The organism is Marinitoga sp. 1154 (assembly GCF_013363285.1).
GTDB lineage: Bacteria > Thermotogota > Thermotogae > Petrotogales > Petrotogaceae > Marinitoga.
This window is the reverse complement of record NZ_LBFB01000004.1, coordinates 97,964-121,878: the sequence shown is the minus strand read 5'-3', so window position 1 is coordinate 121,878 and position 23,915 is coordinate 97,964. Positions and strand designations below refer to the sequence as shown.

The 23,915-nt window shown below is 27.5% G+C and carries 23 protein-coding genes; 12 read left to right on the top strand and 11 right to left on the bottom strand.

The window, feature by feature from the left end; all coding sequences use genetic code 11:
• Positions 1–4 precede the first annotated feature (4 nt).
• Genes XO12_RS03310 through XO12_RS03300 form a run of 3 tightly spaced genes read left to right on the top strand, consistent with a single transcriptional unit; the run spans position 5 to position 1,861 of the window.
• Positions 5–334, top strand: a complete 330-nt coding sequence (locus XO12_RS03310) for a hypothetical protein (RefSeq protein WP_047265773.1) — start codon at positions 5–7, stop codon at positions 332–334.
• 12 nt (positions 335–346) lie between these two features.
• Entirely contained in the window at positions 347–778 is a 432-nt protein-coding gene (locus XO12_RS03305; RefSeq protein WP_047265772.1) for a hypothetical protein, read from the top strand.
• 24 nt (positions 779–802) lie between these two features.
• Positions 803–1,861 (top strand): ethylbenzene dehydrogenase-related protein, encoded by a 1,059-nt coding sequence (locus XO12_RS03300; protein ID WP_047265771.1) that lies wholly within the window; start codon positions 803–805, stop codon positions 1,859–1,861.
• 29 nt (positions 1,862–1,890) lie between these two features.
• Here the strand turns inward: XO12_RS03300 and XO12_RS03295 are convergent, their stop codons facing one another.
• Positions 1,891–2,769: a polyprenyl synthetase family protein gene (locus XO12_RS03295; protein ID WP_047265770.1), complete on the bottom strand. Its 879-nt coding sequence runs from the start codon at positions 2,767–2,769 to the stop codon at positions 1,891–1,893.
• 75 nt (positions 2,770–2,844) lie between these two features.
• Between XO12_RS03295 and XO12_RS03290 the strand changes: the two genes are divergently transcribed.
• Positions 2,845–3,267 (top strand): Rrf2 family transcriptional regulator, encoded by a 423-nt coding sequence (locus tag XO12_RS03290; protein ID WP_047265769.1) that lies wholly within the window; start codon positions 2,845–2,847, stop codon positions 3,265–3,267.
• Here the strand turns inward: XO12_RS03290 and XO12_RS03285 are convergent.
• The 3 genes from XO12_RS03285 to XO12_RS03275 form a co-directional block, all read right to left on the bottom strand.
• Positions 3,264–4,124: a prenyltransferase gene (locus XO12_RS03285; protein ID WP_197073327.1), complete on the bottom strand. Its 861-nt coding sequence runs from the start codon at positions 4,122–4,124 to the stop codon at positions 3,264–3,266. The two genes, XO12_RS03290 and XO12_RS03285, sit on opposite strands and share 4 nt — an antisense overlap.
• 101 nt (positions 4,125–4,225) lie before the next feature.
• Positions 4,226–6,832, bottom strand: a complete 2,607-nt coding sequence (locus tag XO12_RS03280) for a sugar ABC transporter permease (protein ID WP_047265768.1) — start codon at positions 6,830–6,832, stop codon at positions 4,226–4,228.
• A complete protein-coding gene (locus XO12_RS03275; RefSeq protein ID WP_047265767.1) occupies positions 6,832–8,613 on the bottom strand; it encodes an ABC transporter permease subunit in 1,782 nt (593 codons plus the stop codon). The genes XO12_RS03280 and XO12_RS03275 overlap by 1 nt, the downstream gene beginning before the upstream one ends.
• Positions 8,614–8,785: 172 nt before the next feature.
• Between XO12_RS03275 and XO12_RS03270 the strand changes: the two genes are divergently transcribed.
• Genes XO12_RS03270 through XO12_RS03260 form a run of 3 tightly spaced genes read left to right on the top strand, consistent with a single transcriptional unit; the run spans position 8,786 to position 12,445 of the window.
• Positions 8,786–9,895 (top strand): class I SAM-dependent RNA methyltransferase, encoded by a 1,110-nt coding sequence (locus tag XO12_RS03270; protein WP_156166144.1) that lies wholly within the window; start codon positions 8,786–8,788, stop codon positions 9,893–9,895.
• Positions 9,855–11,357, top strand: coding sequence for an HD-GYP domain-containing protein (locus XO12_RS03265; RefSeq protein WP_052913183.1), 1,503 nt, complete (start codon positions 9,855–9,857; stop codon positions 11,355–11,357). The genes XO12_RS03270 and XO12_RS03265 overlap by 41 nt, the downstream gene beginning before the upstream one ends.
• Positions 11,354–12,445 carry an extracellular solute-binding protein gene (locus XO12_RS03260; RefSeq protein WP_047265765.1) on the top strand — a complete coding sequence of 364 codons (1,092 nt, stop codon included), beginning with the start codon at positions 11,354–11,356 and terminating at the stop codon, positions 12,443–12,445. The genes XO12_RS03265 and XO12_RS03260 overlap by 4 nt, the downstream gene beginning before the upstream one ends.
• Positions 12,446–12,495: 50 nt before the next feature.
• On the opposite strand, the gene XO12_RS03255 is transcribed toward XO12_RS03260, so the two are convergent.
• Genes XO12_RS03255 through XO12_RS03225 form a run of 7 tightly spaced genes read right to left on the bottom strand, consistent with a single transcriptional unit; the run spans position 12,496 to position 18,269 of the window.
• On the bottom strand, positions 12,496–12,909 hold the full coding sequence (locus tag XO12_RS03255) for a biotin/lipoyl-containing protein (RefSeq protein ID WP_047265764.1): 414 nt from the start codon (positions 12,907–12,909) through the stop codon (positions 12,496–12,498).
• Positions 12,906–13,274, bottom strand: a complete 369-nt coding sequence (locus XO12_RS03250) for an OadG family protein (RefSeq protein WP_047265763.1) — start codon at positions 13,272–13,274, stop codon at positions 12,906–12,908. The genes XO12_RS03255 and XO12_RS03250 overlap by 4 nt, the downstream gene beginning before the upstream one ends.
• A 14-nt stretch (positions 13,275–13,288) precedes the next feature.
• The gene (locus XO12_RS03245) at positions 13,289–14,842 is read right to left on the bottom strand and encodes an acyl-CoA carboxylase subunit beta (RefSeq protein WP_047265762.1); all 1,554 of its coding nucleotides are present in this window, start codon (positions 14,840–14,842) and stop codon (positions 13,289–13,291) included.
• Between the two features lie 37 nt (positions 14,843–14,879).
• Positions 14,880–15,278, bottom strand: a complete 399-nt coding sequence (gene mce, locus XO12_RS03240; protein WP_047265761.1) for a methylmalonyl-CoA epimerase — start codon at positions 15,276–15,278, stop codon at positions 14,880–14,882.
• The gene (gene meaB, locus XO12_RS03235; protein WP_052913182.1) at positions 15,265–16,197 is read right to left on the bottom strand and encodes a methylmalonyl Co-A mutase-associated GTPase MeaB; all 933 of its coding nucleotides are present in this window, start codon (positions 16,195–16,197) and stop codon (positions 15,265–15,267) included. The genes mce and meaB overlap by 14 nt, the downstream gene beginning before the upstream one ends.
• The gene (locus tag XO12_RS03230) at positions 16,175–16,576 is read right to left on the bottom strand and encodes a cobalamin B12-binding domain-containing protein (RefSeq protein ID WP_156166143.1); all 402 of its coding nucleotides are present in this window, start codon (positions 16,574–16,576) and stop codon (positions 16,175–16,177) included. The genes meaB and XO12_RS03230 overlap by 23 nt, the downstream gene beginning before the upstream one ends.
• 13 nt (positions 16,577–16,589) lie before the next feature.
• Complete coding sequence (locus XO12_RS03225; protein WP_047265759.1) at positions 16,590–18,269, bottom strand: methylmalonyl-CoA mutase; 1,680 nt, start codon at positions 18,267–18,269, stop codon at positions 16,590–16,592.
• Positions 18,270–18,501: 232 nt separating this feature from the next.
• On the opposite strand from XO12_RS03225, the gene XO12_RS03220 reads away from it, so the two are divergent.
• Genes XO12_RS03220 through XO12_RS03200 form a run of 5 tightly spaced genes read left to right on the top strand, consistent with a single transcriptional unit; the run spans position 18,502 to position 23,895 of the window.
• Complete coding sequence (locus tag XO12_RS03220) at positions 18,502–19,113, top strand: septum site-determining protein MinC (RefSeq protein WP_047265758.1); 612 nt, start codon at positions 18,502–18,504, stop codon at positions 19,111–19,113.
• A 13-nt stretch (positions 19,114–19,126) separates the two neighbouring features.
• The gene (locus tag XO12_RS03215; RefSeq protein ID WP_047265757.1) at positions 19,127–20,161 is read left to right on the top strand and encodes a M20/M25/M40 family metallo-hydrolase; all 1,035 of its coding nucleotides are present in this window, start codon (positions 19,127–19,129) and stop codon (positions 20,159–20,161) included.
• Positions 20,154–21,191 (top strand): M42 family metallopeptidase, encoded by a 1,038-nt coding sequence (locus XO12_RS03210; RefSeq protein ID WP_175419667.1) that lies wholly within the window; start codon positions 20,154–20,156, stop codon positions 21,189–21,191. The genes XO12_RS03215 and XO12_RS03210 overlap by 8 nt, the downstream gene beginning before the upstream one ends.
• A complete protein-coding gene (locus tag XO12_RS03205; protein WP_175419666.1) occupies positions 21,191–22,189 on the top strand; it encodes a M42 family metallopeptidase in 999 nt (332 codons plus the stop codon). Before XO12_RS03210 ends, XO12_RS03205 begins: the two co-directional genes overlap by 1 nt.
• Positions 22,190–22,200: 11 nt before the next feature.
• Positions 22,201–23,895, top strand: a complete 1,695-nt coding sequence (locus tag XO12_RS03200; protein ID WP_047265754.1) for a hypothetical protein — start codon at positions 22,201–22,203, stop codon at positions 23,893–23,895.
• Positions 23,896–23,915 lie beyond the last annotated feature (20 nt).

Sequence of the window (23,915 nt, the reverse complement as noted above, 5' to 3'; positions counted from 1 at the left end):
TTTTATGAATAAAATTGATCGAAAGTATCTTCCATATGTGGAAACAGAAGGAACAGTAAAGTGTTTTTATTGTGGTGAATCTTATATTATAGATAAACAACAGAAATTACACACTATAATAATAACAGAATGTCCCTATTGCGGAAGACAAAATATAAATATAGTCACCAATAGTATAAAATATATTGATGAAGTATTAGACAAGATTGAAAAATTAAAAATAGAATTATTATCATTGAAAGAATCATTGAAAATAGAAATGCAAGAGAAGGGTTGTGTTGACAATTATCCTGAGATTTATATGAAAAAAAATAATGATCCAAAACTTATATAGGGGGGTGATAAAATGAAAATTTTAAAAATAACGATGTTGTTTGTAGCTTTGATATTATTCTCATTAATTGTTTTTGCAGACACAGAAAAAGAGGATGAAGATGATATTTTACATCTTGAAGAAAGAGGATGTAGTAGTTGTCATAAAGTTGTAACAAGAGGTGAAGAGGTGTTTGATTACACGTTATATGCAGAAGTAAAGAAAATAGAAGAACATCCAGCTCTAAGAAAAGAAACTGTAGATGAACAGGGCGTTTTATATTGTTTATTATGTCATGAGAATTTAGGGGAAAAGTCATTTAAAAAGATAATTCATCCAATTCATTATTTTAGTGAACATTTTGATGGGAATTGTTTTTCTTGTCATGATATTTCAGATGAGGGAGAATTTAAACTTTTTGATGAAGTTTGGAAGAATAATAAAGAATTAGATTCTTCTGAATAAGGAGATGATAAGGAGGTGATTAATATGAAAAAAATCTTAATATTTATAATTTTAGTAAGTTCAGTATTTATTTATTCTATTGACCTGATTTCCGTCAAGGTAGAGAAAGGACCAAAATTGGATGGGATAATTGATGAAGTTTGGAAAAAAGCGAAACCTATTGAATTAGATCTTAAGGTTCCTAGTTACTTTGAAGGTTTTAATAATCCTGAAGTTGCAAAAATAAATGAAAATGAATATTTTTATAAAGTAACTTTAAAATCTGTTTATGATAATGATTATATATACTTTCTTGTTCAATATAAAGATGATAAAATGACTATTAAGAGACAACCCTGGATGTTTAAAGATGGAAAATGGGTTCATGGTCCAAAACATCCGATAATAAAAAATGGAAAAGTAATTGAACCTGCAATGTATGAAGACAAATTTGCTTTTTTATGGAATATTAATGATTCTATAAAAGGATTTAATGAAGTAGGTTGTATGGTTGTTTGTCATCCGCCATATAAAGCAACAAATTCATCTGAAGAAGTTGGCGATATTTGGCATTTTAAATATGTTCGGTCAGGAACAGTTGGTCAAACCGATGATAAACATTTAATATATTCTGAAACTAATGGTAGAAAAGGAGACATGAAAACTAGTGGAGGATATAAAAATAATGATCAAACAATAAATAGAATAAAAGTTCCAATGTATTGGTTACCTGGAAAAGGTGAAAGATATTGGATATATACATCCGAAATAAGGCTTGGAGAAGCTAAAAGAATAGTTAAAATTAAAGGTACAGATTTAATTGATGAAGATGGAAATGTCGTGCCAAAGGATATTATGATTCCTGGTATAATAGTAGAACCATTTAATGGTGGGAGAGGAGATGTTTTAACGGAGGCAAAATGGAAGAATGGTATATGGACAATTGAATTTAAAAGAAGATTAGTTACAATAGGCGATCCAATAGGATATGATATAGAGTTTGATGACTTGTCGAAAACGTATTATTTTGCTGTTGCATTGTTTGATAATGCAGCAACAGAACACGCTGTTCATTTTGGAGCTATAGCATTAAAGTTTAAATAAAGATTAACAAGCCTCCTAATGGAGGCTTGTTAATTTATTTTGAATGTATTATCGATATATTCTGAAAGCCAGTTATATTGTTTTTTAAAAGATTGAATTTTTTTGAATAATATTTTTTTTGAATAATTGATAATATCATTTTCTTCTAAAAAAATTAATAATTTTTCCCATTCTTTGTTTTCTATTAAGAATTTTACATTATTTAAATCTTTTTCGAAAGCTAAAATAATAGGAAAAGATATTATTCCATTTTTTATATCTAAAAAAGTGCTTTTTCCAGTATTTTCTGTTTTTTTAAAATCATTAATATCATCGAATATCTGGTATAATATACCTAAAGTTTCTCCAATTTTATAATCTTTTTTATTAAAACTTCTTTTGAAAATTGAAGGAAGACTAGCAGACAAACCAAATAATGCTCCCGTTTTACCTTTTATTATTTCAAAATATATTTTTTTTGAAATAATTTTATTTTTATTCAATTGTTCTATTAATTCTGCTTTTGCCATATTTTTGAGTGAATATAAAAAATATTCTCTCAAAATATTTAAATTTAAAGATTCTATGAGTTGAAAAGCTATAATTAAAATAATATCTCCAACGGTGATAGCAGTTTCTGTAGAAAAAATGGTATTTATAGTTTTTTTATTTCTTCTAATTTTTGCACCATCTATTACATCATCATGTAATAAAGAAGCTAAATGTATTAATTCTATAGCTGCAAAAGTATGAATGTGTTGTTTGTTGATTTTAAATGAATACTTATCAAACATCAAAATACCAAGTTGTGTTCTGAGCATTTTACCATATTTTGGAAGAGATTCAAAAATAGGTTTCGGTAAATTATTTTTTAAAGATTTTTTCATTATTTTTATTACTTCAAGTTGATAATTCATTATATTATCCATATTTATATCCCCCATAGTTTATTTAAAATAAAAAATAATAATTAATATAATATAAAATTTTTAGGAGGCGAATACATGTTTAATCAAAAACATATAAGATATGCATTAAGAATAGTTTTAAGATTATATTTGGAAAATAAAGTATTATCTTCAAAAGAAATAGCACAAAAAGAATTTTTATCATATAAATTTACAACAAAAATTTTATATTATTTAAAGTCAAAAGAGATTATTAAATCTATTCAAGGGAGAAGAGGAGGTTTTTACGCTCACAAACCATCGAATGAGCTCTTTTTATTGGATATTATAAAAGCATTTGATCAGGACATATCTATTGTTGTATGTGTTGAGAATTGTCCGAAATTCAATAATTGCAAAGCTCAAAATTTCTGGAATTGGATGAATAAAATTTTTTATGAAATAATAAAAAATGTATCCATTAAAGATATTCTTGAAGGAAAATACAGTGAAAAAATATTATTATTAGATTTTCTCTAATTAACTAAAGCTATTAAAATAGTGATAGTTAATATAATCTCTGCAATAGCGGAAAAACGATCAACCATTGCAATTTCTTTTTTACTTGAATGATGTAAAAATTTTTTAAAAATGTGAATGTATATAAAAAGTGAAAATAATGACAATACTGCATAAAAGTTGAAAATACCTATGTAAATTAAATAAAAAATAAAAAAATAAATTGAAATCGCAAGGATTAAATAAAGAATAATAGATTTTTTTTCACCTAAAAGTATAGGTAACGTGATTATTTTGCTTTTTTTATCATGTTCTATATCTCTTATATCATTTGAAAGAAGTATTAATATTGTGGATATTCCGATTGGTATTGAAAGTAAAAAGACAATATCTGAAAGATGTTTTGTTTGAACATAATAAGAACCAAGCACCATTAAAGGGCCCATTAAAGTAAACACAAGAGGAATTCCAAGTGCTTTGTACTTTAAATGCAAAGGAAATCCAGTATAAGAGTAACCTAATATAATTCCCAATAAGCCAAACCAAAAAATGCCAATACCTACTTTATAAATCAGAAATAAACCTAAAATTATGGATAAAATATAAGATATTATACTTATGATAAAAATATCTTTGGGTTTTAAAATATTATTAATTAATAAACCACTTGACCCTAAAGAATCTTTTGTGTCAATGCCTTTTTTAAAATCAAAATAGTCATTTGTAGTATTTACACCAGCATGAATAAAAATTGCAGCGAGAAGCGAAATAATGTATAAAGAAAAAGAGAAATTTTCAGCAATCATTGCACCAGCAGTTACAGGTAAAATAGTAGCAATAAAAGAAAAAGGTCGAATAGCAATTAAAATATTTTTCAACAAAATCCCACCCCTAAAAATAGTTTTTTAAAGCAAAATGAAAAAATCCGAGAATTTCTATTATAATTATACCAGAAATTCTCGGATTTCAAAAGTATATATTATCCTTTTACAGATCCCTGGGTTAAACCACCAACAAGATATTTTTGCATAGATAGGAATAATAATACCATTGGGACTGCGCCAAGTAAAGCGGCAGCTGTAAATAATCCCCATTCAGTTTCAAACGGACCGGAAGAAAAAGTTTGTAATCCTACAGCATAGGTGAAGTTCTGTTCGCTTGCCAGAACAATTCTTGCTAATACAAATTCATTAAAGGTTCCCATAAATGAAAGTATAGTGACTACTGCTAAAATAGGTGAAGCAAGTGGCAAAACAATTAACCAGAAAGTTTGAAATCTTGTTGCTCCATCAATCATAGCAGATTCCTCTAAAGAATCTGGTATAGTGTCATAATATCCTTTTATTAACCACATATTGAATGAAACTCCCCCAAGATATACAAAAATCAATCCGGCAAGTGTATCAAGTCCTATAAACCCAAAATAATCCCCCATGAATTTTAAAATTCCATATAATGCTACCATATACATTATTGCAGGGAACATCTGAATTAACATTAAATATAAAAGTCCTTCTTTTCTTCCAAAAAATCTCATTCTACTAAACGGATAAGCTGCAACAGCTGTCATCAAAACTGTTAATATTGATGTAACACCAGCTACGATTATAGAATTTAACAACCATCGTAAAAATGGTTTTCTTTGTTTTGGATTCCATTTATCAAGTAAATCATAAATATCTGCATCAATTTTTCTCAAATCAGTTTTTAATGATTTATATTTTACTGAATCTGCAAGATCTGAAACAATTCTTGAAGACCTTGAAATATTTGCTTTTACTGGGCCAAATTTAGAATTATATATTGAAGAAATTTCAAGAATAGGTAATATATCAGCTGTGTATCCATTATAATTAATTTTCAAATAATCATTTGCATTACTTTTTAATTTTTCTATATTGGGGTTAATTTCAGAGATCAGTTTTTCAAAAGAATTCATACTAAGGTAAAATTTGTTTTTAGCTTCTTCTATATTATTTCTCAATGTAAATACGATTAAATCTCTTTTTAGAGGTTTATAGAATTCAAATAATTTCGAATTCAATAAATCTGCAAAAAATTCTGATTCATAATAATTTTTTATTTCTAAGTTGGAAAAGCTTTTTATTATAAGGAATTCCCCGTATTTTTTTAATTTTTTAAAATTGTCTAATACGGTTTTATTTTTATTATATAATTCATCATATTTTGTAGAAAAAGCTTTTAGTTTAGAATCCAACTGATTATAGGAATTTTGATATTTTTCCAGTATTGCGAGATTATCTGTTAAATTTATTGTTAGTGCTTTTAAAGTATTTAATGTTGAATCTATATTATCTATTATTTCAAAAACGGTTTTATATGCTGGAGTAATGTATTCTAGATCGGGATTTATATATTCTAAATTATTTTTTAACCATAAGAATGATTCATAATATTTTTGTATTGAATCTTTGAATATTTCAAAATCTGACAATTGTTGTATTTTTTTATTAATGATTTCAAAAGTATTTGAAATGAAATTAATTTTCTCAGATAAAGCCATAACTTCAGTAGAATTAACTTTATCTCTTTTATAGTTTTTTAAAATATTCACGGCAGATTCTATTTTTAAACTATCTGGTGCATATAATTCTAAAAGAGATGTTAGATCGCTTGTATATTTCAATACAATGTTTTGTGATTTTGAAATATTGTTTTTTATTTTAGACAGTTCTTTTTGAATATTTTTTATTTCACTGCTGTAATTATTCATATTTTCTAAATCTTTTCCTAAAAATTTTTGTTCCAAAGCATTCATAGCATTATCTATATTTTTTGCTTTTGAAAGTATATTTTTCCATTCATTTGATAAATTTTTAATTTTGGTATTTAATATTAATAATTTTTCATTATTTTCGATCTTTACCCATTTTTTATAATTTTTTATTTTCCATAAGGTGTAATTTGGTTTTATTGAAAAGATGGTGTATATAGTATTATCATAATATTTGCTATTATCATCTGTTTTTTTAATGTCTGATAGCAAATTTAATATTTCAGTTCTTAGATAGTAATAGTTTGTGATTGCATTATTTAGTTCCTCTTTCTGAGAATTGATAGATTCTAAATTGACATCAGATAAAAACGAACCTTCTAAAAACAAATCCTCCATTTTTTCTAACTTTTCAAACTCTTTTATACGGGCTTTATTAATATCTTCTATAATATTATCCATATCTTTACCATACAATGATTTTTGCATATCGATAAATCTTTTCTGGATATTATTTAAATATTCATTAGTTTCATCTATATATATTTCAAAATCTTTTAATTCATTAAAGAGTTTCTTGTTTGCTTCATCAAAGGTTAATTTAGAATTTTCACCTATAAAATGTGCCGTTCCATTTATATCTTTTATTAATTCAGGGACAGTGGCTTTTGGGAATAGTAAATCCCTATAATAATTTAATGTAATTCTTGAGGAAAAAAGTTTAGGTGAAAATGCTGCATTATCTCTTCTTATTGATGTTGTAACGACCCAGACAAGAGGGAAAAGTACGAGAATTATAACTATTATCAAAAAAATATGTCTTAATATATAATTTTTTTTCTGAATCATCATTATCTGCTCACCTCTTCAAAAGCTCCTGATAATTTAAAGTTGAAATAACTAATACCAGATACAATTGCAAAGATCAATATGGAAATTGCGCTTGCAAAACCAAAATCTTGACCACGAGAACCCTCAAAAGCTAATTTATAAGTATATGAAATTAAAATATCTGTTGAACCTGCAGGTGTTGTAGCACCGGGCATGGCAGGTCCGCCTCCAGTTAATAAATAGATATTCACGAAATTATTGAAATTAAATGCAAAACTGCTAACAAGAAGGGGGGTTAATGATACCATCAATAATGGTAGTGTAATTTTTCTAAACTGAGTCCATCGCGTAGCTCCATCAATTGAAGAAGCCTCATATAGTTCGTCAGGAATACTTTGTAATGCTCCTAATGTAATTGTCATCATGTATGGGAAGCCAAGCCACGTATTTACCATTAAAACAGCAACCTTTGCCCAAAAAGGATCATTTAACCATTTTATTGGGTCTAATCCCAGATTTGTAATAATAAATCTATTAATAATACCATAAGTTTCATTGAAAAAACCATTTCTCCATATTAAAACAGAAATGAATGCAGGAACAGCCCATGGAATAATAAGTAGAGTTCTGTATAATATTCTACCTTTCATAAACTTATCATTGAGCATAAGAGCTAAAATCATACCAATAATAAAACTAAATAAAACACTTAGAGCGGCATATGTAAATGTCCATGTAAAAATTTTGAAAAAAGGTCCGGATATTTTAGGATCTTTTCTAATTCTGTCAAATTGATAAGTTCCTACAAAAGATGAATACCCTATTAATCTGATTAAATCTCCATTTTCGTTATAATCCCAGAATGCACTATCTCTGTCAATTAGTTCTTTATTTGTTCTTGTGTTAAAAATTATAGTTTTATAAGTTTTTTTATTGTTTACGAAAACGGGTTTTACTCTTAATTCATATATTCTATATGCTTCAGAGAATTTTTTGTATATGAATCTGGAAGAAAGTCTATAACGTTTTCCATCATAATTTTTAAGTTCTAGAACACCCAGATATTTTTTTCTTAATACTGAGTTATAAAATGAGGCATTTTTAAATGTTCCTGGGTCAGTTGGAGAATAAAAATAAACATATTTTGTACCTTTATTATCTTCAAAACCAAGAACATTATTCATTTTTTCATTAATAGAAAGAGCTCTAAATGTATCATCTAATTTTCTTTTTAAAAAGGCAGAGTAAGTTTTACCATTAATTGTAATATTCATATAATCTTCATTTATTGGTTTTAATTCAGAAAAAGCATTTTTAGGATTGCCTTTTGAATTATAAGTAATTTCCTGTGGTTTTTCTGATAATAATATCTCCTTATCATTATATAAGACTATAATAAAATCTTCAGTTGGTTTGAAATTTTTAAGTTTTATGAAAATCTTAAAATTATAGCTATTTCCGTTTTCGGGTTCATATAAATAATTTGGGTCATTAAGCAGAATTTGAATAGCCTGATCTCTTGTAAATAAATGTCCTGTTCCATAATTTGTAAAAGCTGTCTTAACAGTGTAATATATTGGATATACAGTTAAAATAAAAAGAAAGAACATTGCGGGCAAGGTGTATCTATATGGATATCCTTTTTTTGAAAAAATAGCGATATTAGCAAGTATTACAAATGCGCCGATAACAACTGAAAGTCCGTAATTTCCAAGACCGGATAATATAAATATAGACCATATTAATCCGGCATTCATGAGAGCGATTATAGAGTACAGTACAAATTTGCCAAGAGTTTTCATGGTGTCCCTCCCTTAAAATGTATGAAAAATTTTGATTTTTTACTATAAACAGTAATACTCAAATATTATAACATAAAATTAGCTTTTTTATCAATTTGAAAATAAAATATTATGTTAAAAAATAGGTGGTATAATTAAAATAAGAATATTTAAATATTGGGAAGTGAGAAAGTTGAATTATATAGCATTATGTTCAATAGGTTTAGAAAAAATATTGTCAAATGAATTAAAAAGGCTGAATTACAAAATAGAAAATGCAAATAATGGTATGGTAGAATTTTCTGGTAAAGTTTATGATTATTATAAGTTGAATTTAAAATTGAGAACAGCAGAAAGAATTTTTATAAAAATTGCAGAATTTAATGCGGAAAGTTTTGATGATTTATATGATGGTATAATGAATTTGGATTTGTCATATTATTTTCCTAAAAATGGTAAAATAATAGTTGATAAGGTAAGAACTTCAAAATCTATTTTATATAATCAATCAGTAATTCAATCAATTATAAAGAAAGCTATAATAGAAAAATTAAAAAAAGAATATAAAATAAATATATATAATGAAGAAACCGGAATATACAAATTGCGTGTATATGTAAAGAATAATATAGTAACTTTAACATTGGATACAACTGGCGAAGGATTACATAGACGCGGGTATAGAAAACTCGTAAGTGAGGCACCTCTTCGCGAAACTATTGCAGCGGCAATGGTTTTGAAAGCAGGTTGGAAAAGAAAGTATGTATTGATAGATCCTTTTTGTGGTTCAGGAACCATTCCAATAGAGGCAGCAATGTATGGGATAAATATGGATCCTGGAATATATAGGAGATTTTCATTTGAAACGTGGTCTAATTTTGATGAAAAAAAGTTTGTAGAATATAAAAAAGAATCTCTGGAAATTATTAAATATGGGGAGCTTAAACTTTTTGGTTTTGATAAAAATTTCAAGATGATAGAGATAGCACGAAAAAATGCTGAGATATTTAAACTAAATAAATTTATACGTTTTGAAAAAAGAAATATGGAGAGCATAAAATTAGATTATAGTGAAGGATATATAATAACAAATCCTCCATATGGTGAAAGGTTGAAGGATAAGGCTCATGCAGAAAAAATTTACGAACAAATGAGATATCTGAGGAAAACATTTCCATATTTCAACTATTCTATTATAACTTCACATGAAAATTTTGAAGCATTTTTTGGAAAGAAAGCTAATAAGAAAAAAAAGATTATAAATGGAAAACAAATATTATATATTTATGAATATAAAAGCTAAAGGTGATAAAATGAAAGAATATTCAATAAAAAAAATATTTAATAAGCAAAGTTTTCTTTTGCTTATTTTAATATTTGTTTTTTTGTTTCCGACAACAATATATTTTGATATAAAGGAAGAAATAAAGTATAAAAAAGGAATGTTTAATAAAATTACCAATATATTCTTTTCAGAATTAACAAAGGAAATAGACAATGAATTAGAAAAAGCAAAAAGTTATAATATAATAAAGGCTTCGGAGAAAGTATTAAATGCTTTAAAAGAGGTTGGAGCATTTAATGGATATTCAGTCATTGAAAATAAAGAATTATATAATTATTATTATAAAAAAAATAAATTATATTTAAGGATAATATATCTTCCACCAATTGTAAAAAATACAATTAGAAAAATTAATCTGGATAGTAATTATATTGTAATGGGATTTAATAGAAATATAATAGTATCAAATGTGGAAGTAGAAGAAAATATAAAGGAAATAAAATTGATTAATAATAATATTATAAAAATAGGGAAAAAATATTATTATGTAAGATTTAACGATAGCACTTACGGGGTATATCCAATATACGTTCTATTTGATATTAGTATGGATTTAAAGAGCTATATGTTAAATAAATCAATTCAATGGTCTGTATTAATAATTTTAATATTTCTAATTTCTTATATTATAGATAAAAAATTTTATTTAAGAATACAATATGCAATAGAAGATTTTTCCAGTGAAGTTGAAAGTATAGGAGAGAATATTTTAAATGGAGAAAAAATTGATTATCATATTTCTAAAACTTATATAAAAGAGATAGATCGAATAGGAAAAACTCTGGATAAAATGTTTAAAAATAATATAGATTATATATCTAAAAATAAAAGGTTGATACAAGAAATAATAAGTCTTCTTGGTAATATTTCAGAATTTAGAGATGAAATAACGGGAAATCATATAATTAGAGTTGGTAAAATATCAAAAATAATAGCTTCAAAAATATTAAAAGACAAAAATTTAATTGAGGATTACTATTATGCAGCGCAAATGCATGATATTGGAAAAATAGGAATACCTGATTCAATTCTATTAAAACCAGAAAAATTAACTGATGAAGAATATAAATATATGAAAAAACATGCGGAAATAGGTTATAAAATTCTAAAAAAAATAGATGATGGTTTTTTTGATCTCGCTTCAAGGATAGCCTTATATCATCATGAAAAATATGATGGAAGTGGATATCCATATGGATTAAAAGGTAAAGAAATTCCTATAGAGGGAAGAATAGTAGCGATATGTGATGTTTTTGATGCTCTTGTTTCAGAAAGACCTTATAAAAAAGCATTTTCCATTGAAAAATCTATAGAAATAATAATAGAAGAGAAAGGGAAACATTTTGATCCAGAAATTGTAGAAATTTTTCTGGAAAATATAGAAGAAATAAAAGGGATATATAGGGAGATGAAAAAATGAAATTTAAAGTAGTGCTGATAATTTTCATTGTAGTTTTAATCAGCATATATGCTATATTTCCCAGAAAAAATATAAATATAGTAACACAAATGTCTGAAAGTGAAACAAAAGGATTGGAAAAAATTTTAAACTCATATAAATTATTTCATATGGTCAAGTTTAATATTGAGAGAATCCCATTTTCGGGGCATTTTTCAAGGATAAAGCAACTGCTTGATTTAAATCATAAAATTGATATTGCAAGAGTAGATATAAAAATGCCTGAATGGTTTGAATCATATATAAAAGATAAACCAATATTACAATCAGTAGATTGCCTTGTTATGTTATATAATAAAAAACATATAAAAAAACCACCACGAACATTAAACGAATTATGGGATTATATAGAAAATAATATAAAAGATATATATGGAAATAATATTAATTCTCCAACATTTGATAAAAATAAAATTGAAGACTATGTATTTTATATGCCATATAATTCAGGATGGTGGATGAGCGCTATCTTTTTAAGTGAAGATAAAAATTTTTTAACTTCAAATGTCAATAAGAAAAGATTTATTAATATAGCGGAAAAAATAAAATTTTTATATAAGAATAATTTAATTCCAAAAATTACAGAAAATTTTTATGATGATATGATAAATATGTTTGTCCGTGGGGAAGTGGATATAATATTCAATGGCCCATGGAGTTTTTCTACATACAAGGAAAAAGGTTTTGATTTTGGAGTTTCAATTATCCCTTTTGGAATTGATGGGAGTTTTTCTCCAATGGGTGGACAACAATGGGTGTTGTTAAATAAATCAAGTGAAGCTGAAAAAGTAATGGAATATTTATCAAAAACAGAAGTGGCTAAAAAATTTTATAAATATAATAATACGATTATGCCAGATGAAAAATTTTTAGAAGAATTAGATAAAAAAGAAGATATAGTTGCAAAACAATTGAAAACAGCAATAAAAATTGATAAAAAAACAGATTATATATTATTTAAATTTTTCAGTACTGATTTTATAATGTATTTAAATGATAAGATGGATTCAGAAGAATTATATAATAGATGGCTGAAAATGGTAAAATAAAAAGGAGAATAAATTCTCCTTTTTATTATTTGTGGTAACATTCTGATTTATTATGAAATTATAATTAAATCTTGATCCCCTTCTATACTGTCACCTTTCTTAACAAGTATTTTTTCAACAACGCCATCATAATCACTTAATATTTCGTTTTCCATTTTCATAGCTTCTATTACCAATAATTTTTGCCCTTTTGATACTCTATTACCTTCAGCGATATTTATATCTACAACAACACCAGGTAATGGAGCTTTTACAACATTTTTTCCGTCAGATACAGATGTATGTTTTTGTTTTTGCATAACAGGTGTAGGCTCTGGTGCTGGCCTTGATATTGGTGCAGATTGTACAGGTGGCTGAGCAACAGGTTGTGGTGCAGGTTGAGATGCGGTACTGTTATTTTCTAATTCTTCTACTTCCACTGCATAATTTTTTCCATTTACCTTAACATTAAACTTTCTTATCATTTTCTCCCTCCTAATCTTTTTGCTCTCCAGGTAATAGCAGATGGTAATACTCCCCACATGCTTTTATTTTTTCTTTGTGATAATGTAGTTTCTTGAATGCTTTTTATCTTAAATTTTTTGTTTTCCATAATCATCGATATTGCTCCCATTATAGCAGCAACTATTTCTTCATCATCATTAATGTTGATAATATTTTTATCTTCAACAGGTTTTGGGTTTGTATGAGGCATGTTTATTTCCTTTTTTACTTTTCTTTCATTTGATGGAGATAAAAATTTGAAAAATATAAAAAACATACTTAATATAAACAATACAAGAAAAACTATAACTATTCCAACAAGAGTAATTGACAAAACATTATTCATAATAACACCACCATTTATAATGGAATATTTCCATGTTTTTTATTTGGTCTTGGTTCAGCTTTTGATTCAGATATATATAATGTTTGAATTAAAACTTTTCTGGTTTCTTTTGGATCTATAACATCTTCTATATAACCTCTTCCAGCTGCAACATAAGGATTTGCAAATTCTTTTTTATATTCTTCAATTTTTTCCATTCTTGTTTTTTCTGGATTTTCCGAATTTTGTATATCTTTTCTGAATATAATATTCGCTGCTCCTTCTGATCCCATAACAGCAATTTCTGCAGTCGGCCATGCAAATACAAAATCAGATCCTATATGTTGAGATGCCATGGCTATATAAGCGCCTCCGTAAGCTTTTCTTAAAATCACGGTCAATTTTGGTACAGTTGCTTCACTATATGAATATAATAATTTAGCTCCATGTCTGATTATTCCTCCATGTTCCTGACCAACACCTGGTAAGAATCCCGGAGTATCCACAAATGTAATAATAGGAATATTAAACGCATCACAGAATCTTATAAATCTTGCAGCTTTATCTGAAGAATTTATGTCTAAAGCTCCAGCTAATACCTTTGGTTGGTTAGCAATTATTCCAACACTTTTTCCTCCTAATCTACCAAATCCCACAACTATATTTGTGGCATAGTATTTATGCACTTCAAAGAAAGAATTTTTATCTAACACCAGATTTAAAATATCTCTAATATCATATCCTTTTTTTGGATTTGGAGATACTATTTCATAAATCTTTTCAGGTAAATCAAAATTATTATCAAAATCAAAATCTTCTGGAGTCTCTAAATTGTTAGAAGGAATGTATGATAAGAGTTTTTTGGCTATATTCATAGCATCCTCATCTGATTCTGCAATAAAATGAGCAACACCGCTTTTTGCATTATGAGCCATAGCGCCGCCAAGTTGGTTTTTATCAACATTTTCACCTGTAACAGCTTTTATTACCTGAGGTCCAGTTATGAACATTTGCGATGTATTGTCGACCATTATAATAAAATCGGTGATTGCTGGAGAATATACAGCACCACCAGCACAAGGTCCTGCAATTATTGTGATTTGTGGAATAACTCCAGATGCTAAGGTGTTTCTATAAAATATTCCACCATATCCGTATAGTGAGTCGACGCCTTCCTGTATTCTTGCACCTCCAGAATCATTAATTCCAATAATTGGAATTCCATATTTCATAGCCATATCCTGAATTTTCATAATTTTTTTTGCATGCATCTCTCCAAGAGAACCACCTTGAACGGTAAAATCCTGAGAATATATTGCAATTTTCTGACCATTAATTGTTCCGATGCCTGTTATTACTCCATCATATGGAAATATTTTTTTGTCAAGACCAAAGTTTGTGCTTCTGTGTTTTACAAATAAATCCGTTTCAACAAATGACCCTTTATCCACCAATAATTCGATTCTTTCCCTTGCAGTTAACTTGCCGAGTTTGTGTTGTTTTTCTATTTTTGTTTCTCCGCCACCTTCATATAACTTTTCTTTTCTTTTTAAGAATTCTTCGTATATTTCTTGAAACTTCTCATCCATTTATTACACTCCCTTCAAGAGTATTATATTTATTATACTATTTATGTTCAACTAATTCAACTAATACGCCATTTGTTGTTTTTGGATGTAAAAAAACAACTTTTGTGTTATGAGCACCATCTTTTGGTTCGTCACTTAAAGGTTTTATTCCCAATTCTTTTGATTTCTTTATCATTTCACTGGCATTTTCCACTTCGTATGCTATATGATGTATTCCTTCGCCTTTTTTATTTAAAAATCCAGAAATTTCAGAATTTTCATGCAAAGGCTCTAATAATTCTATTCTTGTATCACCAGCTTTTATAAAAACGACCTTTAATCCTCTATTTTCAAGAATTTCTTCTCCTGTTATTTCTAAATTTAATAAATTTTTATATAAATTTAAAGCTTTATCAATGGATTTTACTGCAATTCCAATATGATCAATCTTTTTCATTTTTTTCCTCCTCACATATATATTTCATTATTTTTTCTTTGTAATCTTTTACATTTTCAAATTCTATATTTGAGTCATCTATTATATTATCTATATTTCTCATAATAGAGCTTCTAACTCTTCTTTTTATTCTTCTTTTTTTTCTATATTCATATTCGCCTGAATTTTTTAATTCATTAAAATGTGTATCAATCCAATTTATGCTTTCTATAATACCTTTGTTTTGTATAGCGCTAACAGGTAATATGATTTTTGATTTATATTCATTTTCCAGAGATAATGTGTTTTTCAATTGTAAAATAAATTTATCAGCTTCTGGTAAATCCATTTTGTTTATTATATAGGCATCAGCTATTTCCATTATTCCAGCTTTAAACATCTGTATTTCATCACCGGTATTTGGAGATAAAACAAGGAGCACAGTATCTGCAACAAATATTACTTCTATTTCAGATTGTCCTGCACCAACAGTTTCTATAATTATTTTATCAAATCCAAACGATTTCATAACATCTACAATATCATATATTGAATCGCATAAACCACCAACGCTGCCTCGAGAAGCTATACTTCTTATGTAAACATTGTTTTTACCGGACAAATTTCTCATACGTATTCTATCTCCAAGAAAAGCGCCACCGGAAAATGGGCTTGATGGGTCAACAGCTATAATACCTATTTTTAAATTATTTTTGCTCCATTCATTAACAGCTTTTGATAAAAATGTACTTTTTCCAGCACCAGGACTTCCGGTTATTCCTATTATTTGTGTATCTTTTTCTGGGTTTGGAAGTTGTTTTATTATATCCCAGGCATAATTTATATTGTTTTCTACAAGGGATATTACCTGTGCTAAAGCATATTTTTCACCATTTTTGAACTTTTCTATTATATTTTCAAGCTTTTTTTGAATATACAATTTCTTTCACCTTGCTGATTATTGTTTCAAGTGGAGTTCCAGGGCCAAAGACTTCTACAATCCCCATTTCTTTTAAAGTTGGTATGTCATCTTCTGGTATAATTCCACCTAAAAATACGGGAATATCTGCATCTTTTTCTTTTAATAATTTCAATACTTTTTCGCATAATTTCATATGTGCTCCTGATAATATTGATAATCCTATAATATTTACATCTTCTTCTAAAGCTGTATTTACAATATCTTCTGGAGTTTGTCTTATTCCTGTATATATAACTTCCATTCCAGCGTCTCTTAATGCTCTTGCAACGACCTTAGCTCCTCTATCATGACCATCTAAACCGGGTTTTCCTACCAATACCCTTATTTTATTCATTATTAATCCTCCCTTGTTATAATATTACAGCTTCGTGGTATTCGCCAAAAACGTCTCTTAAAACATTTGTGATTTCACCCAATGTAGCATATGATTTCACTGCGTCTAAAATATACGGCATAATATTTTCATTGTTTTTTGCAGCATTTTCCAATTTTAACAGATTTTTCTTTACTTCGTCGTTATTTCTTTCTTTTCTTAGACTTTTTAATTTTTCTTTTTGTTTTTCTTCAACGATAGGATCCACTTTTAAAATGGTTCCGTTATGTTCTTCTTCTACTGTAAATTTATTTAAGCCTACAATAATCTGTTCGGAATTTTCTATAGATAGTTGTGTTTCATAAGCGGAATTTAATATCTCTTTTTGAACATACCCATTTTCAATTGCCCTTACCATTCCTCCCATTTCTTCAATTTTTTCTATATATTTCATAGCTTTTTCCTCAATGTCTTTTGTTAAAGATTCTATAACATATGATCCAGCAAAAGGATCTATTGTTTCAGTAACACCTGATTCATATGCTATTATTTGTTGTGTTCTTAAAGCAATTGTAGCAGATAATTCTGTAGGCAATCCAAGAGCTTCGTCATAAGAATTTGTATGTAGTGATTGAGTTCCGCCTAAAACAGCAGCTAAAGCCTGTAATGTAACTCTTATTATATTGTTTAAAGGTTGTTGAGCAGTTAATGTGGAACCTGCAGTTTGAGTATGAAATTTTAATCTTAATGCAGCAGGGTTTGTGACATTAAATTTATTTTTCATTAGCTTAGCCCATAATTTTCTTGCAGCTCTGAATTTTGCAATTTCTTCAATAAAATTGTTATGGGCATTGAAGAAAAAGGATAAATTTTTTCCAAATATATTTGGATCTAATCCTGCTTTAACAGCAGCTTCAACATATGCCAATCCGTCAGCTAATGTAAATGCGACTTCTTGAACGGCATTTGCACCAGCTTCTCTTATATGATATCCGCTTATACTTATTAAATTAAATTTAGGGAGATTTTTGGAACCGTATTCAAATATATCTACAATTACTTTCATTGAAGGTTCTGGAGGAAATACATATGTGCCTCTTGCTATATATTCTTTTAATATATCGTTTTGTATAGTTCCTCTCAACTTTTCTTGTTCTACTCCTTGTTTTTCAGCAACAGCTATTAACATTGAGAGCAATATTGAAGCTGTAGAATTAATAGTCATAGAAACACTTACTTTATCAAGAGGTATGCCATCAAAAAGTATTTCCATATCTTTTAAAGAGTCTATAGCAACGCCTACTTTTCCTACTTCACCTTCTGACATTGAATGGTCTGAATCATATCCAATTTGAGTAGGTAAATCAAAAGCAACTGAAAGACCTGTTTGTCCCTGTTCTAATAAATATTTATATCGTTTATTGGATTCTTCAGCAGAAGCAAAACCAGCATATTGCCTCATTGTCCAGAATCTTCCTCTATACATTGTAGGTTGAACGCCACGAGTAAAAGGATATTCCCCTGGAAATCCTATGTCTTCTAAATAATCAATATTTTTAATGTCTTCAGGTGTGTATAAACGCTTTACCTCTTCATTATAAGTAGTTTTAAAATGTTTTTTTCTTTCTGGAAATCTTTCGAGTGTCTTTTTTAAGGTTGTTTCTTCCCATTTTTTCTTCTTCTCTGAAATTTCAATTAATTTTTTATCCTGATACATAAAGCACCTCCGCAGATTTCTGGATTTTTTTGGGTTAAATATTTCACGACACGATTATATTTTACAATATTTTTTTCTTTTTTGCTAATGAAAAAATCTGCAATAAAAGATAATTTCAGCTGATAATTAAGGATTATCTTAGATATGATAAGAATAATAAATTGGTATTAACGATAATTATATGCTATTATATTATATAGATATTAATTGAAAATTACAGGAGGTTTTTTGTATGGCTTCGGAAAAAGATATTGTATATCCTAAATTTATTGATGGAGACATCATTTTTTTTCTTGAGAAAAACGTTACACAAAAGCAACTTTTGGAAAAACTTTCTGAAAATTTAGATAAGCTGAATAACTTTTTTTCAGAAGGTGATGGGTTCTATGTTTTGATAAAAAATCCAGAAATGTATTCAATTGTACCCAAAATAGGAAAGCTGGCAAAGGAGAAAAAATTATATTTATCAGGAGCATATTTTGAAGATCTTCCAGAAATCAAAAAAAAGAAGAAAGAATTTAGATTAAGTGGTACTAATATATATAAGAAACATGTGCGCTCTGGTCAGATACTTGATAATCCAGGAGATATAATTATTTTTGGTAATGTGAATCAGGGTTCAGAAATAAGAGCTGGAGGGAGTGTGATAGTATTTGGTAAAATAAAGGGTACAGTTAGAGTTGGAATGACGCAGCATAAAAATACATTTATAGTAGCAGCAGAAATGGAATCACCTCTTGTGGAAATATGCGGAATAGTCTTAAATAATTACGCATGGCCAAAAGGGCCAGTATCAATACATTATGATAATGATCAGATAAATGTTGAACCTATAGAATTATGATGGAGGTTATAAGATGAAAACAACAGAAATTCTGAAAAAATTAAGCGATGCTATAGGTGTTTCAATGTATGAAAATGAAGTGAAAGAGACAATTAAAGATCTGGTGATTAAAATTTCAAATAATATAGAGATTTTTGATGCAGGAAAAGGATCTTTAGGAATAAAATATGGAAATGGAAGTAATAAAATAGGACTGTTTGCTCATATGGATGAAATAGGGTTAGTTGTTTCAAAAATAATTGATGAACAATTTGCAATGGTTCATACTATAGGCGGAGTTGATCCAAGAACATTGATTTCAAAAAGGGTTAAGTTTAAAACGAAACAGGGATTTAAATTAGGAATTGTAGGAATGCTCGCACCACATCTTCAAAAGCAGGAACATAGAAATACTGCACCAGATTTCGATAACCTATATGTAGATTTTTCTATTGATGGTGGAACAGAAGATATTGAAGTTGGTGATATTGGCGTTGTAGATGTAAAATCAGAAGAATTGAATAATAAAATAACAGGTAAAGCTCTTGATGATAGAGCGGGATGTGCTGTTTTATTAAAAACTCTCGAATATTTAGAGAAATATAAAATTGAAGATAAAAGCATTTATTTTTTATTTAACCAGGGTGAAGAAATAGGATTAAAAGGTGCAAAAAGAACTAGTTATGAGGTAAATCCAGAAATCGGAATAATTGTAGATGTCACTTTTGGGAGTGATACACCACCACATTTTGAAAAAATAGAAATGGGAAAAGGGCCGGCAATAGCGATAGGACCCACTATGAATAATGAAGTAACAGAAAAAATAATAAAAATAGCAGAAGAATATAATATAAAGCATCAAATTGAGCCATTACCTATAAGAAGCGGAACTGAAGCAGACATTGTTCAGATAGTTAGAGAAGGTATTAAAACAATAGGTATATCTATACCAATTTTAAATATGCATTCTTCTGTAGAAGTTGTTGATCCTTCTGATGTAGACAATGCAGCAAGATTAATAGCGCAATTTATTGTAGATTATAACAAAGAAGGTGAAAATGATGAATGAGCTTTTAAAATATTTGCCAGAACTTACAGAGTTACCTGGAATTTCTGGTAAAGAAGAAAAGGTTAGAGAATATATTCTTGAAAAAATAAAAAATAAAGTGGATGAATATCATGTAGATGTTATGGGAAATTTAATAGCAAAAATAAAAGGGAAAGATTCATCAAAAAAGGTCATGTTGCTTGCACATATGGATGAAGTAGGGTTTATGGTGACTAAAGTAAATGATGATGGAACCTTTCATATTTCTCCAGTAGGTGGAGTTGATCCTCGTGTGGTTTTTGCTCAAAGGCTTAAAGTTAAAGGAGAAATTTTATCTATAATACAAATTAAACCCATACACTTATTAAATGCTAATGAAAGAAAGTCAAAACCGGATTATACATCTTTTAAAGTTTATACAGGTTATGAAAAAACAGAATTAAAGAAAAAAATAAAATTGGGAGATATGGTAACATTTGATATAAAATTTTATATGAGTGGTGATAGAGCAGTTTCAAAAGCTTTCGATGACAGAGCAGGTTGTTCGTGGATGATGAATTTAATAGATAAAATTTATGAAGGATATAAGCCAGAATATGATACTTATTTTGCTTTTGTTGTACAGGAAGAGGTTGGATTGCGTGGAAGTGGTGTAGCTGCGCATTATATTAAACCTAATGTAGCTCTGGTTTTAGAGGGAACTACAGCAGGAGATTATCCTTTATTGGATAAAGATAAATGGGCAACACATCTTGGTAATGGACCTGCTACGTTTTTTATGCATTCGGGTGTGGTATTATCAAAAGAAATTTTTGATAAAATTATATCAGTGGCAAAGGAAAATAACATAAAATTGCAGTTTAAAATGAGAACTGCAGGAGGAACAGATGCCAGAAGGCTTGCAACAACATTAGATGGTATTCCATCTGGAATATTGGCAGTACCATCACGTTATATTCATTCACCTAATACAATTATAGACATTAATGATTATATCAACGGATATAAATTATTAGAATTATTAGTTCTTGAAGGGAGGATATTAAAATAATGAAAGATTTAATAAAAAAATTAACAGAAATCAATTCTCCAAGTGGTAGAGAAAAGAAAATTAGAGAAATTATTATAGACGAAATAAAGGAATATGTTGATGAATATAAAGTGGATAAGCTTGGGAATTTAATTGCTATAAAAAAGGGTTCAGGAGAAAAGACGATATTGTTTGATGCACACATGGATGAAATAGGACTTGTAGTTACACATATCACAGATAGTGGCTTTTTAAGAGTAGAGCCTGTTGGTGGTGTTAACCCAAAGATTTTAATAGGGGCTAAGGTTCAATTTAATGGGCATATTGGTGTAATTGGGTTTGAAGGCGAAACCATGGAAGAATATTCTAAAAACATGAATAATTTAAGTTTTGATGTATTATTTGTTGATATAGGAGTTTCTTCAAAAGAAGAAGCAGAAAAGATAGCACCTATAGGGACATTTGGAACCTACTATGCACAATTTAATGATTTAGGAGATAAAGTTATCTCAAAAGCACTCGATGATAGAATAGGTTGTGCTATTATGATTGAGGCAATAAAGATAATAGACACGCCTAAAAATACAATCATTTTCGCTTTTACTGTTCAGGAAGAAGTAGGATTAATAGGTGCATCGGTAGCTGGTTATAATTATGACATAGATATGGCAATAGCGCTTGATGTTACGGCTTCTGCAGATACTCCAAAGGCTTTTAAAAGGATGTCTATGAAATTAAATGAGGGCCCGTGTATAAAGATAAAAGATGGATATACTGTAAGTGATAAATTTGTTGTAGATACATTAAAAGAAGTAGCTGAAAAAAATAATATAAAATATCAGATGGAAGTTTTATTATTTGGCGGAACTAATGCGGGAGGATATCAGACGACAAAGTCAGGAATACCTTCAGGAACAATATCAATACCTACAAGATATATACATACGCCTCATGAAATGGTTTCAGTAGCAGATGTTGAAGAAACTGTAAAATTTGTGGTGGCATTATCAAATAATTAATTGGTGATGAAATGAAAAAACATGAAGTTTTTAAAGATTTTTTTGTTTTTAGTTTAGTTATATTTATATTATTATATTTAATTTTGATTATTGTAAATATGATGTATGTTGAAAGAACGGTTGAAGAAATAGTAGACCGTTCTTCTGTTTCTGTTGTTAATATAATTAATGACTATAATGCGAGATATATTAATTTTTCTCAAATTTTTAGCAACGATATTAGAATTAATTCATATGTAAAATCACTTATTATATTTTCTTCCGGGAATCACGTATCAAATAACATAATTTTTAATAATACATATAATAGATTAGATGAATATATTAATGAAAAAAAAGATGTTGTGTTGTTCAATGGAAAAATAATTATAAGTGATTTTAGTGGAAATATTATATATCCGAAAAAAATTAATTTTTTAAATTATACGATATTTGAAAATAATTTGAAAGAATTAGAAAACAGCACGAATTTAATAAAAAGTTCTCCTGTTTTTTCATTTAATAATGAAAATTATTTTTATTTGACTACATTTATTTTTGATATTGATCAGATACCAATAGCTTATATTTCTTTTGAAATAAAGGTAAAATTTAATCATTTAAAAAGTTTTTCAACAGATGATATTAAATTTTATATAGTGGATAATAGGACGAAATTAATCTGGCCTAAAGTATCTTTGCCTTATTTTATATATTCTAAAATTTTTTTATCTAAAGAAAAGATAAAAAAATTTTATTTTAATGGAAAATTATATACAATAAATAAAACAGATTTTGGAGATAGTGTTTATGTTCTTTCTATTTTTGAAAGTAAGAATCTATCGAAATTTTCAATAGTATTTTTTTCTATGATAACATTCTTTTTTTCCGGAATATTAATCTTCTGGATGAGAAGATATTTTAAGCATGAAAATAATATTTCTAAAGAATTATTCAGGATTTCTTATAATCTTGGAATAGAGGATAAGAACTTAATAAAAACAAGTATAAAAAAACTGAAACACATAAATAAAGTTATTTTTCGTGATGTAGAAACATTTGAAGATATAGAAAATAATATAATCGATGCAATAAGAGTTTATGAAGATATTATTTATATATCTTTTTACAAAAAAAGAATTAATGAAATAGATTATTTTTCATATAATATATATGTTTCTGAAAATTACAATATAACAAAAGAATATTTAGAAATATTAAAGACAACAAAAGAATTTTATATATATTCATTTGGAAAAAGAATTTTGGACTTTGATGGTTTTTTACTTATAAAAGAGGAAAAATTTAGCGATTTGGAAAAAGACCTTTTTTTTAATGGTGTAAAATATATGCTAAACAACTTATACATAAAAATAAATGATATTAGAGATATAGATGAATTTAAAAAAATGTTTTTTGAGAAAAAGTTTAAGAATGTTTTAATAGCCAAGTTTACCGAAAGTACGATTTCATTAAAAAATATAGATATATATAAGAGCAATGTTTTTAAATACAAAAATAATTTAATTTTTTTAAATACGTTTCGATATAATTTAAATCAGGAAATTATTGAATATATTGAGGTATTAAGTGAGTTTGAAAATAAACATGTTAAATTTATAAACTTTCAAATACCCAAATATAGTAGTAAAAGAAAGAAACTATTGAAAGAAATAGAAAAGATATTAGATATGAAATGGGAAAATGTGGAAAGTTCATACTGGTAAAGTTAAAAGGCGCTTTAGCG